This is a genomic window from Sulfitobacter donghicola DSW-25 = KCTC 12864 = JCM 14565 (assembly GCF_000622405.1).
GTDB lineage: Bacteria > Pseudomonadota > Alphaproteobacteria > Rhodobacterales > Rhodobacteraceae > Sulfitobacter > Sulfitobacter donghicola.
In genome coordinates this window covers 2,782,785-2,797,461 of the sequence record NZ_JASF01000005.1, presented here as the reverse complement: position 1 = coordinate 2,797,461, position 14,677 = coordinate 2,782,785, and the positions used below count along the sequence as shown (strand labels likewise).

The following is a 14,677-nucleotide window of genomic DNA, read 5'->3' as shown; positions in this document are numbered from 1 at the left end:
TCAATGGGAAATCTTCTGCGCGTGCCGTTGGCGCGCGCGCAGTGGCCTAGGATCAGGCCAATGCGTCCACAACCGATCCCCTGAAACCTCGCGTGCGGTTTGGACAATTTTGGGCCCGTCCCTTTCCATTGAAATCGCCAAAGCCCCCGTCGTTTTGAGGCGATCTGGATCATAGACCATACAAGGCAGCCCTAGACGCTCAATCGGTACCGAACTCACCACCAGCTGGCCTTTGGTACATGTATCAAAGGCTGCAACCGCGCGTTTTCCTGATAGGTGAACCACCTGCCCCGCCTTGTCCCACTTTGTCGCGGCGATGTATTGGCCCGCTCCATCGCCATCGTTTTCCAGCCAGTTTCGGGCAACAAATCCCGCGCCCCGCTCTTTGCTGAGCGCGCGGCCCTGATCGGTCCGCACCCCAACCAGCGCCCCAGTATCAGAAACCAGAATATCTGGGCGATTTGTCCCGCCCCAAACCACGAAGGATGCAGCCATTGCGATGATCCCCGACCAACGAAGCACACCGCGCCACAGGATAAGCGTCAAAAACCCCAGCGCCAGCAAGGGGATCACCCAACCGTCTGGCGCCACAACATAAACCCGCGACTGGGGGAGGTTCGCAACAAAATCTGCGACAAACAATATCCAGCGAACACCAAGCCCCATAGCCCAAAGGCCGATCACCTCCAGCCCGAAGGGCGCAAGCACTGCTGCCAATACCGCCGCAGGGATGACCAAAACGCCCATCAAAGGCACGCAAGACAAATTCGCGAGCAGCCCATATTGGGCAATCGCATTGAAATGCGCAGCAGCGATTGGCGCGGTTGCAATGCCCGCAACAGCCGAAGAAATAAAAACCGCGCTAACGGGTTGAAACCACCTTGGGCCAAGGGCGATTTGTTTGTCCCGCATCCAGCCGAACACAGCGACCAGCGCAGTTGTCGCCGCAAATGACATTTGAAACCCCGGCCCCATCAAAGCTTCGGGGCGAAGGGCCAAAACGATGGTCGCTGCAATTGCGACGCCGCGCAAACTGATGGCACGGCGACCAATCATCAAAGCACATAGCGCCACCGCGACCATGATAAACGCCCTTTGCGTGGCGACATTCCCACCAGACAAGGCCAAATACCCCGCAGCAACCACCAGCGCCCCCGCTGCGGCCAAACTGCGCGCGGGTATGCGCAAAACCAACGCAGGGATTAAGGCAAACAAAATCCGCAAGGCGCCAAATACAACGCCCGACATCAACCCCATGTGCAGCCCTGAAATCGCCAGTAAATGCGCCAGATTGCTCGCCCGTAGATCCTCCAGCGCGGATTTGCTTATCGCGGATCTATCTCCTGTTGTGATCGCAGCTGCAAACCCGCCAATATCTCCTGCCAAAACGCTTTGGATTTTATCAGAGGCGGCCATGCGCAGCCGAAAAACCCCCAGCCCCGCCTTTGGTGCATCAACACCCATCAAAGGGGTCCGCGCATAGCCAACAGCCCCAAGCCGGACAAACCACGCATGACGTTGGAAATCAAAACCACCCGGTTCAACAGGGCCCGAAGGCGCAGAGAGATGCCCCGTTATCATCACCCTCAAACCTGGCTCGGCGATGATGTCCGCGGAGCGATCCCCATGCAAGGACAGGCGTACGCGCAGGGGTGTTTGCTGTGGCCTGACCCGATCCAGCACCACTTGATCCAGCGTGAGGCGCAGCGCATCCGACTGGCTGCGATCCATCGCCACAATCCGCCCCTCAACAGCGCCGTAATAGCTGAATTTCAACACTGGCCCAGCGACGTAATGCGACCGCGCCGCCGCCAGCACAAAGCCAATTGCGATTAACATCATAGCAACCGCCAAAGGGCGCAGGGTTTCGGGCAACAGGCGGGCAAATGCTGCAATAGCCACGCCCCCCGCCAACACGGACCAAATAAATCCCCCTGAGGGTTCCCATGTAAGGCTAAAGAAACCGCCGATCCCAACCGCAAGAAACACTGGAACCCAGCCAAACAAAGCGCCACGTTGCGCGCGCATCATCTGGCCCAAGACCGATCCCACGCCCATTGCTTGCCCCCGTTCGCTGCACTGGATAGACAGACCAAAACCTTATGCTGTGGGTGGTTACCAATTCGTAAACGTAAGCGAAACGTTAAGCCCCGCCCCCCAAATACACCCGAAAGGACGCCTCATGTGCTCTGAAATCGTTACCCGCTTTGCTCCGTCTCCGACAGGCTTCCTTCATATTGGTGGGGCGCGAACAGCCTTGTTTAACTGGCTTTATGCCCGTGGCCGTGGTGGGAAATTTCTGCTGCGCATCGAAGACACAGACCGCGCGCGCCACACCCCAGAGGCAACCGAAGCGATCCTTCAGGGTTTGGCATGGCTCGGCTTGGATCATGACGGTGATGTTGTCAGCCAGCATGAAATGGCGCCGCGCCATGTAGAGGTGGCCAATGCTTTGTTGGAAAAAGGCGCTGCATTCAAATGCTTTGCCACCCAAGAGGAAATCGAATCGTTCCGTGAAACCGCGCGCGCCGAAGGCCGCAGCACGCTGTACCGCTCTCCTTGGCGGGACGCTGATCCGTCCAGCCACCCTGATGCGCCCTATGTTATCCGGATCAAAGCCCCTGATGGCGGCCAGACCATCATCCGTGATGTCGTTCAGGGGGATGTGAAAATCGACAATGCGCAATTAGACGACATGATTCTGCTGCGCTCGGATGGGTCACCTGTTTATATGCTGGCAGTTGTTGTGGATGACCACGATATGGGCGTGACACATGTGATCCGCGGCGACGATCACCTGAACAACGCTGCCCGCCAAATGATGATTTACGAAGGCATGGGCTGGGATATTCCTGTGTGGTCGCACATTCCGCTTATCCACGGTTCTGACGGCAAAAAGCTGAGCAAACGCCACGGCGCATTGGGTGCGCAGGAATATCAGGCGATGGGGTACCCAGCAGCAGGCATGCGCAACTACCTTGCCCGTCTGGGATGGAGCCACGGGGACGATGAATTTTTCAGCGACGCACAGGCCAAAGAATGGTTCGACATTACGGGCATTCGCAAAAGCCCAGCCCAGTTTGATCTGAAAAAGCTGGAAAACATCTGTGGCCAGCATATTGCAATCTCGGATGACGCAGCGTTGGTGCAGGAAATCCAAGCCTATTTGGCTGCGGCAAATCAACCAATGTTCACAAATGCGCAATTTGAGGGTTTGGAACGTGCAATGTATTGCCTGAAAGAACGGGCCAAGACACTGCCGGAACTCATTGAAAAAGGTCACTTTATTCTTGCCGAGCGCCCTCTTGCCATGGATGAGAAAGCGGCAAAGAACCTCGATACGGTATCCCGTGGTATACTGAAAGAATTGACGCCGCATCTGCAAGATGTTAGCTGGGATCGAGAAACGCTAGAAGAGGCTCTGAACGGCTTTGCAGCTGCGAAAGAGACCAAGTTCGGCAAGCTGGCAGGCCCCCTTCGTGCGGCTCTGGCCGGACGGGCTGTAACACCTTCTGTTTTCGATATGATGCTGGTGCTTGGCCGAGATGAAACGCTGGCCCGCCTGACAGAAGCTGCATCCTGAGACAGTCGTAAATCTGTCATTAAGGATATGGTAGATAGATAGAAATCGGACGCGCTGGTTTTGACCAGTGCCTTGCCGAGGGCGCATGCCCGATAAACAACCTAGAAGGGGATAATTATGGCCGAAAGTACAAAATCAGCGACTCTGACCGTCGGAGACAAGACAGTAGAGCTTCCGATCTTTACGCCAACTTCCGGTCCTGACGTTCTGGATATTCGCAAGCTGTACAGCCAAGCGGGTGTCTTTACGTATGATCCCGGTTTCACGTCGACTGCGTCTTGTGACAGCACCATCACCTTTATTGACGGTGACGAAGGGATCCTGACCCACCGTGGTTACCCGATTGGCGAATTGGCCGAAAAATCCCACTATCTCGAGGTTTGCTACCTGCTGCTTTATGGTGAGCTGCCCTCCCCCACACAGTTGGAAGATTTCGAAAGCCGCGTCACAAACCACACCATGCTGCACGAGCAGATGATGAACTTTTTCCGTGGGTTCCGTCGTGATGCGCACCCAATGGCCGTTATGGTGGGTGTTGTTGGTGCGATGTCAGCATTCTACCACGACTCGACCGACATCAACGACGAATGGCAGCGTGAGGTGGCTTCGATCCGCCTGATCGCCAAGATGCCGACCATCGCTGCGATGGCCTATAAGTATACGATCGGTCAGCCGTTTGTTTATCCGCGCAACGATCTGGATTATGCATCCAACTTCCTGCGCATGTGTTTTGCAGTGCCTGCCGAAGATTACGTTGTTGATCCGATCCTGAGCCGCGCAATGGACCGTATCTTTACCCTACACGCGGATCACGAGCAGAACGCCTCGACGTCCACTGTACGTCTGGCCTCTTCTTCTGGCGCAAACCCGTTTGCTTGTATTGCTGCTGGTATCGCTTGCCTTTGGGGCCCTGCACACGGCGGCGCAAACCAAGCATGCCTAGAAATGCTCAAGGAAATCGGCACCCCCGATCGCATTCCTGAATTCATTGCCCGCGCCAAGGATAAAAACGATCCCTTCCGCCTGATGGGCTTTGGCCACCGCGTTTACAAAAACTTCGATCCGCGCGCGACTGTGATGAAGCAGTCTGCAGACGAGGTGCTGGAACTGCTGGGTGTTGAAAACAACCCGATCCTTCAGGTTGCTAAAGAACTCGAAAAGCAGGCGTTGGAAGATCCGTATTTCGCAGACAAAAAATTGTTCCCGAACGTGGACTTCTATTCCGGTATCATCCTCGAAGCGATGGGCTTCCCCACGTCGATGTTCACGCCGATCTTTGCCTTGGCGCGTACTGTTGGCTGGATTTCCCAGTGGAAAGAACAGCTCAACGATCCGCAGCTGAAAATCGGTCGCCCACGTCAGCTTTACCAAGGTGCTGATGTGCGTTCTTACGTGGATATCGAGAAACGATAACCGACCCGATTTCGCGATATTTACCGCCGGTAGCTTTCAGCTGCCGGCGGCTTTTTTATGGCCCTTAGAAAGGGACAAAATTGTGGCATGAATAGGGCACCCTAAATCCCGTCGCGCGCACGCCACTGCCCTTCTCTCCCTCTTACGATCCTTATTCCCCCACCCCAGCTTATTGGCGCGTGCCTGTAAACTATGGCCCAAAAACAAGCCGCGAATCATCTTCAGCCTTCGAGAACTTCCACATTCCTGATTCGGGAAAAGCCGCACGCTTCAGTTGATTTGGTCACATTTCGCGCACTGGATTGTGACAGAATTTGGCAAAACATGGCCAAACTTAGGCATTGTTTCGCCTGAATACACAATGGTTAACGCAAGCTTGACCGCTCGGGGGATGGTTGCATAGTCAGTATCAACAGCCACGCAAAGGGGAACTATTGCTATGTTAATGTTACTAGGACTTGCACTACCACTCGCCGCTCTAGGGTTCGCCTTTGACGGGGGTTCTGATGATGAAGATTCAGTTGAACTGGTCGGAACGGAAGCGGATGACCGCTTTGAAGGTGAGCTGGGCGACGACTTTATCGATGGCCAGGCTGGCGATGATGTTATGAATGGTCGCGCTGGCAACGACACGATCTTTGGCCGCGAAGGCGATGACGTTCTGCAGGGCGAAGATGGCGACGACATGCTTTGCTCGGGCGATGGTGATGACGTTATTACGGGCAACACCGGTCAGGATCTTCTTGAAGGCCAAGAGGGCAATGATTTCGTTTCAGGCGATTATGGTTGGGATACCGTTCGTGGTAACGAAGGCGAAGATACGGTTATTGGTGGTCGCGGCGGCGATGTACTTGCCGGCAACCAAGGTGACGACGTGCTGTTCGGTGGTATCATCGAGGGTGTTCCGCTCAACCTCGAAGAGTTGACCGAACTGCGCGACGGCGGTTCTCTTGCTGACATCAACGGTGGCATTGACATGCGTGACGACAGCCTAGGCAACGAGCTTTATGGCGGTAGCGGAAACGACCAGCTGATCATTGGTTCGGGCGACCAAGCCACGGGCGGTACGGGCGAAGATACCTTCAACATCATGTCCGAACAAAACACAGTAATGATGGCAACCATTACCGACTTTGATACGGCTGAAGATGCGATCACCGTCATTGTCGAGGATACTGCAGAAGATGCAGACATCACCGTAAGCGAAGACGGTGGGGACGCCGTGATCCAGATGGGCGACACTGTTCTAGCACGTGTGGAAGGTGCTGGTGGTACGCTTCAGGCTGAAGATGTGACGCTTGTTGCTCAGAATGCCATTGAGGCAATGTTCGACCCGAACGGTGCTGCTGCCTGATCCTGAAGGCCTGACGTAGGGGGTGGGTGTTTGCCACTCCCTACACACATCTCGCGCCAGCCTTACAGGAGTCCCCCCACATGGCACCAACAACACCTCATAACATGTCAGACCGCTATCATTGGTCCCAAGCAAAAAGCCTGATGCCCCTGACAGCAAAATGCGAAAAAGGTCCGATGGGCGCCTTAGTTCCTGACGTCCAAGGAGATGAAGACCACATCGCTGTCGTCTACGACAAAGGTGACACCCCGCCGGAAATAACAATCAAACAAGTCTCTGGCACTGTGCATACGGTTCTTGCAAACGGCATCGCTGTTGCAGTCATCGCCCGCGCAACAGGCAAAGTGCCCACTGCCTCGGATGTCTTGCTGGTTGAACGTAGCGTTCAACCCTGACAAATTTCAAAACGGAAACGAAAAAGGCCGCTGCATTTGATTGCAGCGGCCTTTTGTTCATTATGATCTAGGGCTTAGCGGCCTTCAAACTTTGCAGCGCGTTTTTCGGTAAAAGCCAAAACACCCTCTTTGAAATCACGGGACTTGCCGCATTTCCCTTGCTCTTGCGCCTCAAGCGCTAGCTGCTTTTCGTAATCATTTCCCCAAGTTTCGCGCAGAACCGTTTTAACGGCGGCATAGGCTGCTGTTGGTCCCGCAGCCAAATGTGCGGCCTTGGCACGCCAATGCGCCTCAAACTTATGGTCTTCAACCGCTTCCCAAATCATGCCCCAATCGTCGGCCTGACGGGCGGTGATTTTATCGGCAAACAATGCCGCCCCCATCGCCTTGGCCATCCCCATCTGGCGCGGCAACGCATAGGTTCCCCCCGCGTCAGGGATCAGGCCAATGCGGGTGAACGCCTGTAGGAAATACGCGCTCTCGGTGGCGAAAACCACATCGGCCGCCAGAGCCAGATTTGCCCCCGCCCCGGCCGCAGGGCCATTCACCGCAGCAATTGTTGGCACGGGACATTGCGTAATCGCCCGCAACATCGGCGCATATTCATCGCGCAAAGTACGTTCCAAATCGATCGAAGTGGCATTTGCGCGGTCGCCAAGATCCTGCCCTGAGCAAAACGCCTTGCCCGCGCCCGTGATCACAACCACCCGCGCCTCGCGCCCTGCTCTGGCAAAGGCGTGCTCAATCTCGGCGCGCATCTGCGTGGTTAGCGCGTTGTATTTATCCGCGCGGTTCATCGTTATGACGGCCATACCATCATTCACTTCGTAAGTGATTGTTTGATAGTCCATGGAGTCCTCATCCTAGTATTAAAATTTTACCTAAGGTAACAGACCAACGGTTTTGCACCAGTTAAACGGCGCGTTACTTCTTTAATATCTGCTCAAGCGCGGCAGCTTCTTCGCGGCTTAGACCTTGGTCTTGTGGCGCTGCGGCGCGGCTGCGACCGCGCAAGTAAAAGACACCAGATAAACCCGCCAATAATAACATGAGAGGCCCCGCCCCCCATAAAATCCAATTCGCCCCACCGTGCGTTGGCTTTAGCAAAACAAACTCGCCATAGCGGGCGACGATAAAATCGACAGCCTCGGTATCGCTATCCCCTTCGGTGAGCCTTTCACGCACGAGCAGCCTTAAATCACGTGCCAGAGGCGCATTGCTTTCATCAATACTCTCATTGCGGCAAACGAGACAACGCAGCCCCTTGCTGAGCTCTCGGGCACGTTGCTCAAGCGCTGGATCGGCAAGGACCTCGTCAGGTTCCACCGCAAAAGCCGGAGCAGCCAGCAAAGCCAGCATCAAAATCAGACGTTTCATTCGGCTGGCACCCCTTCACTCATTTTACGGCCACTTGGGGCTACTCTGAAACGTCGGTCAAACAGGCTAAACACACCGCCAAGCGACATGAGCGCACAGCCGATCCAAATCCAGCTGGTCATTACCTTGATATAGGTTCGTACTGCCCAGCCCCCGTTTTCCTGCTGGTCGCCGATCACTAGGTAAAGGTCACGCTTCAGGTTCTGGTGGATCGCCGCCTCGGTCGTTGGCATTTGGGCGACAGGGTAAAACCGTTTTTCGGGTTCCAAGGTCGCGATGAACTTGCCGTTTTGCGCAACATCAATAACCGCCGTTGAGGAGACATAGTTTGGCCCGTTCGCATTCGTCACGCTGCGCAGGGTCATTTCATACCCAAACACTTCGAAAGGTTCGTCGATCTGGGCAACGCGGATGTCTTCGACGGTCCATGCGTAAATACCTGCGATTCCCAACATTGTGACACCCAGACCAGCATGTGCAACGGCCTTGCCCCAGTCAGCACCAGGCAAACGGAACAACCGTTTAAAACGGTCCGGCCCGCGTCCGGTACGCTGGATCAGGTCAACAATGACCCCCATGATGACCCAGCTGCCCAAGAACATGCCGATGGGTCCGGTCAGGCTGCGCCCCGTTTGCATGGCCCACGCAAGACCGCCAATCGCTACCGCAGCCATAAAGGCAAATCGCAATGGGCGCATCGCCCGCAACAGCTTGGCCCGCTTCCACGGCAATGCCGATCCAACAGGTAGGATCAAGCCAAGTAAAACCATAAACGGCGTAAAGGCTGAATCAAAGAACGGCGGGCCGACGCTAAGCTTGCGATCAAAGAACATCTCGGCCAGCAAGGGCCACATCGTTCCCACAAAAACCACGAAACAAGACACCGCCAACAGCAGGTTATTCACAACCAAGGCGCTTTCACGCGAGACAAGGCCAAACACGCCTTTTGCCTCCATCGCGCCCGCCCGCAAGGTAAACAGCACCAGCGCGCCGCCCATGAACACGGCCATGATCCCCAGAACAAAGATACCGCGATCAGGATCGTTGGCAAACGCATGCACCGAGGTCAGCAAACCCGACCGCACGATAAACGTCCCAATCAAAGAAAAGCCAAAGGCAAGGATCGCCAACAGGATTGTCCAGCTTTTCAACGCCTCGCGCTTTTCAACTACGATAGCCGAGTGCAGCAGCGCCGCCGCCAAAAGCCAAGGCATAAAGCTGGCGTTTTCCACAGGATCCCAGAACCAGAAACCACCCCAACCCAGCTCATAATAGGCCCACCATGACCCAAGCGCGATGCCAATGGTCAGGAAAACCCACGCGGCCAAAGTCCATGGGCGCACCCACCTGCCCCATGCCGCATCAACACGCCCCTCAATCAGGGCCGCCACAGCAAAGCTGAAAGCCATGCTAAGGCCAACATAACCAAGGTACAAAAACGGAGGGTGAAACGCCAAACCCGGATCCTGAAGAAGCGGGTTCAGATCCTGTCCGTCAAAGGGCGGAACCGCCATCCGCTCAAACGGGTTAGACGTGAGGAGGATAAACGCCAAAAACGCAACGCCAATGGCGGCCTGAACGCTCAACACACGCGCCCGCAGGCTAACAGGCAATTGCCCGCCAAACCACGCAGCCATCGCGCCGAACAAGGAAACAATCAACACCCACAACAACATCGAGCCTTCGTGATTGCCCCATGTTCCACTGATTTTATAGATCAGCGGTTTCATCGAATGGCTGTTTGCAACAACCACCGAAAGGCTGAAATCAGAGGTCACAAACGCCCATGTCAGCGCCCCAAAAGATGCTGAAATCAAAAGGAATTGCACCGTTGCAGCAGGTTCGGCAATGGCCATCCAGCCCGGCCACCCCTTTGCCGCCCCAATCATGGGAATGATCGTTTGAATTAGCGCAACACCAAAGGCGAGCAAAAGGGCGAAATGTCCGAGTTCTGTAATCATGTGCGCAACATAGACCTAGCGCGCATCCGTTCCAATCACATTCGCTTGGTCAAAGAGCCGCAGGTGATTGATTATTACGCTGCCACGCACGCAGGGCGGCATTCTCATCGGCCTTAACCGCCTGAGCGTTCAGCCGCGCGTCTGATCCCGTATCAGCAGCGCCAATCGAATCTGAACGCATCTTGCCAATCATCTCGATATTCTCGACCACCTTTGGCACATTGTGGATAGAATCCACGATACTGCGTTGGAACTCTTGGGATTTCACCTGATGACGTGCTCCAAAATAAAATGACACGATCACCCCTAAAAGCCACCAAAGCGGATCAGGTACCAAAGCAATTCCTTGCATCCTTTGAGCAAACCACAGGGGCGCGACCATCGCGGATACGAACAGCCCAAGCGTCCCCAGCGCCAATGCAGGGCGTGGCAGACGGTTCACCCCATCCATAAAGCGGTCAAACCCACCTTTGACTGGCGCTTGAAATTCGCTGCCATATTGCTCCATCGCTTGGCCCTGAACAACCGCGCTGCGGCCTGCGCCTGCTTCGGCGTTTTCGCGAAACACCTCAACCGTGTCACGCACCACATTGCGGTCGCCGTCAAAAACAACACCAAGCACCCGTTCAATCAAACCCATCGCGCTGTCCTTTCGTTAAATTCCTGCTGTGTCATGTGATATTGGGGCGCCATGAATTCCTCGGCCCGTTTGATCCAGCCGCCTTTCCCTCCTGCCCGTGTGCGCGCATATTTCCGGCTGGCCCTGCGCCGATCAGCCAGTCGGAAATAATAATTGCGCCGTGCAATCCCATAGGCATCAACCAAATACCCTGACGCTTGGCGATCAGCCTCGCGCACCACACCAAGACTTTGCGGACCCAAAACACCATCAACCGATAGGCTATGGCCCATCTCAACCAGCAATCGTTGGAGAATTTTCACCGCATTCCCCCCCGCATTCACATACATATCAAACACCGAAGGCTGCAGCGATTGCGGCAGCTCCGCAATCAGCGGGCGGGTATAGTAATGCTCTAGGAAAATTTCGACAGCCTGCGCTCGCGTCAATCGACGCACATCCGCTGGTGTGATTTGCCCATCTTTATCCAGATCCAGCCCAAGGCGGCGCATGGTATGAATGGTCACGCCAAAATTCGTCGCCCCGCCTGGATCATCGGGATCATTCACATAGCCGCCCTCACGGGCGACGATTTCTTGTGCAATTTCTCGTACGCTCTGCATGGTTGTTTCCCTCGCAATGTAGGGAAAACAGACCGCAGCTTGGTTAAAACAGCCTCACCTGAGCGTACGCACCTAGCCTTCAGGCTCGCGGTAGACGCCTTGTTCCTTCAGCGCGTCGACAACTTCTTTTGGCATGTATGTTTCATCATGTTTGGCAAGGATTTCAGTGGCTTGAAATACACCATTCACCAAGGAACCTGTGCCAACCATCCCTTCATTCTCGCCAAAAAGATCAGGCAACACCCCCGTGTAAACCACCGGCACGCTTGCCCCGCCATCTGTCACAGAAAAGCGAATTTCTTCGCCCTGACCACGCTGCAACGTGCCCTCCTCGACCAAGCCCCCAATGCGGAACACCTCCGTCGGGGCTGGCGGCTCGGCGACAATCTGCGTCGGAGCGCGAAAGAAGTTAATCCCATCGCGCAGCCCGTAACCGATCAAAGCGGTCGAACCGATCAAGGCCACCACAGCTACGGCGATTAACTGAATACGTCGTTGTTTCTTTAGGCTTTTCATAACAAATACACCCGCCTTATGGGAAAAGAGGCGCCATCATCAGGCCCTCTGTTTCCTCAATACCTAACATCAGATTGGCGTTTTGCAACGCTTGGCCAGACGACCCTTTGGTTAGATTATCCAAAGCCGCGACAACAATTGCCCGCCCCTCAATACGATCACCGGTGACCCCTAAATGGCAAAAATTCGATCCCCGAACATGGCGCGTTGAAGGGGCCTCCCCAAAGGGTAGAACCTCGATAAACGGTTCATCCTGATAAGAAGTTTCCAAAGCGTTATGAATGGCTTGCGGATCGCCTTTAACGTAGCAAGTCGCCAAAATCCCACGATTTGCAGGCATCAGATGGGGCGTAAACTGCACCTTCACAGGGCGCCCTGCCAGCATTGAAAACTCCTGATCGAACTCCCCCAAATGGCGGTGCGTTCCACCTAATGCATAGGCGTGATACCCTTCGGATAGTTCGGCATGAAGCAAGTTTTCTTTCAGCGCACGACCCGCGCCGGACACAGCACATTTAAGGTCGAGGATAATGTCATCCAGATCAATCAATCCCGCCTTGATCAGCGGTGCCAAGGCAAACTGCCCCGTTGCGGCATTGCACCCAGTTCCAGCAACCAAACGCGCCTTGCGAATATCATCACGGTAAAACTCGGTCAGCCCGTAAACGGCCTCGCCCTGCTGCTCTAACGCCGAATGCGGGTTGCCGTACCAGCGTTCATATTCTTCGGGGTCGCGCAGCCTGAAATCCGCTGATAAATCAACGATCTTCAAGGTTTTTGGTAGCTTTGAAATCACTTCCTGTGACGTTTTATGCGGCAGCGCACAAAAGCACAGATCAATGGAAGAAAAATCAATCTCCTCCATCTTGACCAGATCAGGTAAATCCAGATGGCGCAAATGCGGAAACACCGATGCAAGGCTTTGCCCCGCCTTTGAGTTCCCACCCAATGCCTTGATAACCATAGAGGAATGGCCAGAGATCAGCCGGATCAGCTCGGCGCCCGTATAGCCAGACGCCCCCAGAATTGCGATGTTATATGTCATGTCGTTCGTCCCGAAAAAGATAGAATTTGCGTATCAGCCGTGCAGCACTCAAGCTGCGGTAAAGGTGATAGGTCGTCGCAAAAACTGTGTCGCGCGATCGCTCACGCGCTTTGGGTCCCCTGTGGTCAAAAACGCGGCGTCGCCGCTGCCGGTTTTATCCGGATGACGTTGTAGGTAGTCAGCAAGGCTTTCCGCAACCAATTCGGCTTGGCTAAAGACATCAACCCCCTCACCCAATGCGTCCTGAAAGGTGTCTTTCATCAAAGGATAATGCGTGCAGCCCAAAATCGCCGCCTGAGGTTCAGGCATCTTGCGTTTCAAAGCATCCACATGGCTGCGCACCAAAGCTTCGGCAAGGATCATGTCCCCGTCTTCGATGGCGTCCACAACACCACCGCAGGCCTGTGCCTCGACATCTACGCCAATGGCGCGAAAGGCCAGCTCGCGCTGGAATGCGCGGGTTGCAACGGTTGCAGGTGTTGCAAACAGTGCCACATGGTTTACCGCCACTTCGCGCGGCGGAGAGTTATCGCCCCACTGGCGTTCGGTTAGCGCTTCGATCAAGGGCACAAATACCCCCAAAACCCGCTTATCCTCAGGGATCCACCCCTCTTGCATCCGCCGCAGAGCGGCAGCAGAAGCCGTGTTACAGGCCAGCACAACCAGATCACAGCCCGCGTCAAACAGGCGCTGGGTCGCGGCCACAGTCAGGTTATAGATGTCATCCGCATCCCGCACGCCATAGGGGGCGTTTGCACTATCGGCCAGATAAACAAATTCCTGATCCGGCAAACGCGCCTGAACCGCGTCCCAAATCGTCAGACCACCTAAACCGCTATCAAAGATACCTACTGCCATACGCCCTACCGACGTGACCGCCGGTCCTCATCAAAATCAAATCCCGCATCGAAACTTCTCAACGGTTCTGGAGCAAGCTCATACGTGGCTTTTCTAAGGAAATCCATCATCCCTTTTGCATCACTGGCTAATGGGTCCAAAGTGTCGCGGCCCAGCGGTTCTCCGATGACGACACGAACGGGGGTATCCACCCGTTTGCGGAACTCCTTTATCAGCAGCCCCATGCGCAATGTAGCATGCAAATGGCTGGCAATCTGGAACAAGCGGCTGGTGTGACCGTCAAAGTAAATAGGCACAACCGTTGCATTTGATTTGGCAATCATACGCGCAGTAAACCCGCGCCAATTGGGATCCATCGGATGCGAAAACGGTTTGGCTGCGGTGCTGACAGTCCCACCAGGGAAAATGCCAACGGTCCCGCCCGTGCTAAGGTAATCCAACGCCGTGCGCCGCGTTGCAAGGTTCAGGGCCAATGCCTCTTTGCTTTCTTCAAAGCTGATGGCCAACAGGTTTTCCTGCAGCTCCGGCACCTTTGAGAAAACCGAATTCGCCATCACTTTGAAATCAGGGCGCGTGCGGCTCATCACATGGCCCATCATCAATCCATCCAAAATACCATAAGGATGGTTGGCAATGATGATCAGGGGGCCTTCACGCGGTATATTGTCTAGCGATCCGCCAACGACATCCAACGTCAGGCCATAGCGTTCGACCATAACATCAAAGAAATTCGCCCCCGCCGCGAGGTCTTCCTCGTAGCCGCGCGCGCGCTTCAGCAAACGCCCCCGACCCGTTGAGTTTTCCATGAGGCGAATGACAGCTCTTCCGCCGCGTGTTTCAGCAGACCACGCATAGGAAATATCACGCGCTGATTTCGAGCGTTGCATAAGGGGCATAAACAATCCTCCGGCGGGCTTCCTACCGTTACAATGT

At 55.0% G+C, this 14,677-nt stretch carries 14 protein-coding genes; 4 read left to right on the top strand and 10 right to left on the bottom strand.

Features of this window, described 5'->3' with window-relative positions; genetic code table 11:
- On the bottom strand, positions 1-2,058 hold the full coding sequence (locus tag Z948_RS0114890) for a ComEC/Rec2 family competence protein (protein ID WP_025060356.1): 2,058 nt from the start codon (positions 2,056-2,058) through the stop codon (positions 1-3).
- A gap of 124 nt (positions 2,059-2,182) precedes the next feature.
- On the opposite strand from Z948_RS0114890, the gene gltX reads away from it, so the two are divergent.
- The 4 genes from gltX to Z948_RS0114870 all read left to right on the top strand — a co-directional run bounded on the left by gltX (position 2,183) and on the right by Z948_RS0114870 (position 6,745).
- Positions 2,183-3,583 (top strand): glutamate--tRNA ligase, encoded by a 1,401-nt coding sequence (gene gltX / locus Z948_RS0114885; protein WP_025060355.1) that lies wholly within the window; start codon positions 2,183-2,185, stop codon positions 3,581-3,583.
- A 117-nt stretch (positions 3,584-3,700) separates the two neighbouring features.
- A complete protein-coding gene (locus Z948_RS0114880) occupies positions 3,701-4,996 on the top strand; it encodes a citrate synthase (protein WP_025060354.1) in 1,296 nt (431 codons plus the stop codon).
- A 445-nt stretch (positions 4,997-5,441) separates the two neighbouring features.
- Complete coding sequence (locus tag Z948_RS18525) at positions 5,442-6,350, top strand: calcium-binding protein (RefSeq protein ID WP_162171778.1); 909 nt, start codon at positions 5,442-5,444, stop codon at positions 6,348-6,350.
- An 80-nt stretch (positions 6,351-6,430) separates the two neighbouring features.
- Positions 6,431-6,745, top strand: a complete 315-nt coding sequence (locus Z948_RS0114870; RefSeq protein WP_174416581.1) for a hypothetical protein — start codon at positions 6,431-6,433, stop codon at positions 6,743-6,745.
- 74 nt (positions 6,746-6,819) lie between these two features.
- Here the strand turns inward: Z948_RS0114870 and Z948_RS0114865 are convergent, their stop codons facing one another.
- The 9 genes from Z948_RS0114865 to Z948_RS0114825 form a co-directional block, all read right to left on the bottom strand.
- The gene (locus Z948_RS0114865) at positions 6,820-7,596 is read right to left on the bottom strand and encodes an enoyl-CoA hydratase-related protein (RefSeq protein ID WP_025060351.1); all 777 of its coding nucleotides are present in this window, start codon (positions 7,594-7,596) and stop codon (positions 6,820-6,822) included.
- A 73-nt stretch (positions 7,597-7,669) separates the two neighbouring features.
- Entirely contained in the window at positions 7,670-8,122 is a 453-nt protein-coding gene (locus Z948_RS0114860) for a cytochrome c-type biogenesis protein (RefSeq protein ID WP_025060350.1), read from the bottom strand.
- Positions 8,119-10,083: a heme lyase CcmF/NrfE family subunit gene (locus Z948_RS0114855; protein WP_025060349.1), complete on the bottom strand. Its 1,965-nt coding sequence runs from the start codon at positions 10,081-10,083 to the stop codon at positions 8,119-8,121. Before Z948_RS0114855 ends, Z948_RS0114860 begins: the two co-directional genes overlap by 4 nt.
- A gap of 49 nt (positions 10,084-10,132) precedes the next feature.
- Positions 10,133-10,723, bottom strand: a complete 591-nt coding sequence (locus Z948_RS0114850; RefSeq protein WP_025060348.1) for a holin family protein — start codon at positions 10,721-10,723, stop codon at positions 10,133-10,135.
- Positions 10,714-11,325, bottom strand: a complete 612-nt coding sequence (locus Z948_RS0114845; RefSeq protein ID WP_025060347.1) for a holin-associated N-acetylmuramidase — start codon at positions 11,323-11,325, stop codon at positions 10,714-10,716. The genes Z948_RS0114850 and Z948_RS0114845 overlap by 10 nt, the downstream gene beginning before the upstream one ends.
- Before the next feature lie 72 nt (positions 11,326-11,397).
- Positions 11,398-11,841, bottom strand: a complete 444-nt coding sequence (gene ccmE, locus Z948_RS0114840) for a cytochrome c maturation protein CcmE (RefSeq protein ID WP_025060346.1) — start codon at positions 11,839-11,841, stop codon at positions 11,398-11,400.
- Positions 11,842-11,857: 16 nt separating this feature from the next.
- Positions 11,858-12,886, bottom strand: coding sequence for an N-acetyl-gamma-glutamyl-phosphate reductase (gene argC / locus Z948_RS0114835; RefSeq protein WP_025060345.1), 1,029 nt, complete (start codon positions 12,884-12,886; stop codon positions 11,858-11,860).
- 48 nt (positions 12,887-12,934) lie between these two features.
- A complete protein-coding gene (locus tag Z948_RS0114830) occupies positions 12,935-13,744 on the bottom strand; it encodes a glutamate racemase (RefSeq protein WP_025060344.1) in 810 nt (269 codons plus the stop codon).
- 5 nt (positions 13,745-13,749) lie between these two features.
- A complete protein-coding gene (locus tag Z948_RS0114825) occupies positions 13,750-14,640 on the bottom strand; it encodes a lysophospholipid acyltransferase family protein (RefSeq protein WP_037951923.1) in 891 nt (296 codons plus the stop codon).
- Positions 14,641-14,677 lie beyond the last annotated feature (37 nt).

Excerpts from the sequence above, each read along its gene's own strand:
- ccmE (WP_025060346.1), bottom strand. The coding sequence starts at position 11,841 with ATGAAAAGCCTAAAGAAACAACGACGTATTCAGTTAATCGCCGTAGCT.
- Z948_RS0114865 (WP_025060351.1), bottom strand. The coding sequence starts at position 7,596 with ATGGACTATCAAACAATCACTTACGAAGTGAATGATGGTATGGCCGTC.
- Z948_RS0114850 (WP_025060348.1), bottom strand. The coding sequence starts at position 10,723 with ATGGGTTTGATTGAACGGGTGCTTGGTGTTGTTTTTGACGGCGACCGC.
- Z948_RS0114855 (WP_025060349.1), bottom strand. The coding sequence starts at position 10,083 with ATGATTACAGAACTCGGACATTTCGCCCTTTTGCTCGCCTTTGGTGTT.
- Z948_RS0114830 (WP_025060344.1), bottom strand. The coding sequence starts at position 13,744 with ATGGCAGTAGGTATCTTTGATAGCGGTTTAGGTGGTCTGACGATTTGG.
- Z948_RS0114880 (WP_025060354.1), top strand. The coding sequence starts at position 3,701 with ATGGCCGAAAGTACAAAATCAGCGACTCTGACCGTCGGAGACAAGACA.
- Z948_RS0114845 (WP_025060347.1), bottom strand. The coding sequence starts at position 11,325 with ATGCAGAGCGTACGAGAAATTGCACAAGAAATCGTCGCCCGTGAGGGC.
- argC (WP_025060345.1), bottom strand. The coding sequence starts at position 12,886 with ATGACATATAACATCGCAATTCTGGGGGCGTCTGGCTATACGGGCGCC.
- Z948_RS0114860 (WP_025060350.1), bottom strand. The coding sequence starts at position 8,122 with ATGAAACGTCTGATTTTGATGCTGGCTTTGCTGGCTGCTCCGGCTTTT.
- Z948_RS0114890 (WP_025060356.1), bottom strand. The coding sequence starts at position 2,058 with ATGGGCGTGGGATCGGTCTTGGGCCAGATGATGCGCGCGCAACGTGGC.
- Z948_RS18525 (WP_162171778.1), top strand. The coding sequence starts at position 5,442 with ATGTTACTAGGACTTGCACTACCACTCGCCGCTCTAGGGTTCGCCTTT.
- gltX (WP_025060355.1), top strand. The coding sequence starts at position 2,183 with ATGTGCTCTGAAATCGTTACCCGCTTTGCTCCGTCTCCGACAGGCTTC.
- Z948_RS0114825 (WP_037951923.1), bottom strand. The coding sequence starts at position 14,640 with ATGCCCCTTATGCAACGCTCGAAATCAGCGCGTGATATTTCCTATGCG.
- Z948_RS0114870 (WP_174416581.1), top strand. The coding sequence starts at position 6,431 with ATGGCACCAACAACACCTCATAACATGTCAGACCGCTATCATTGGTCC.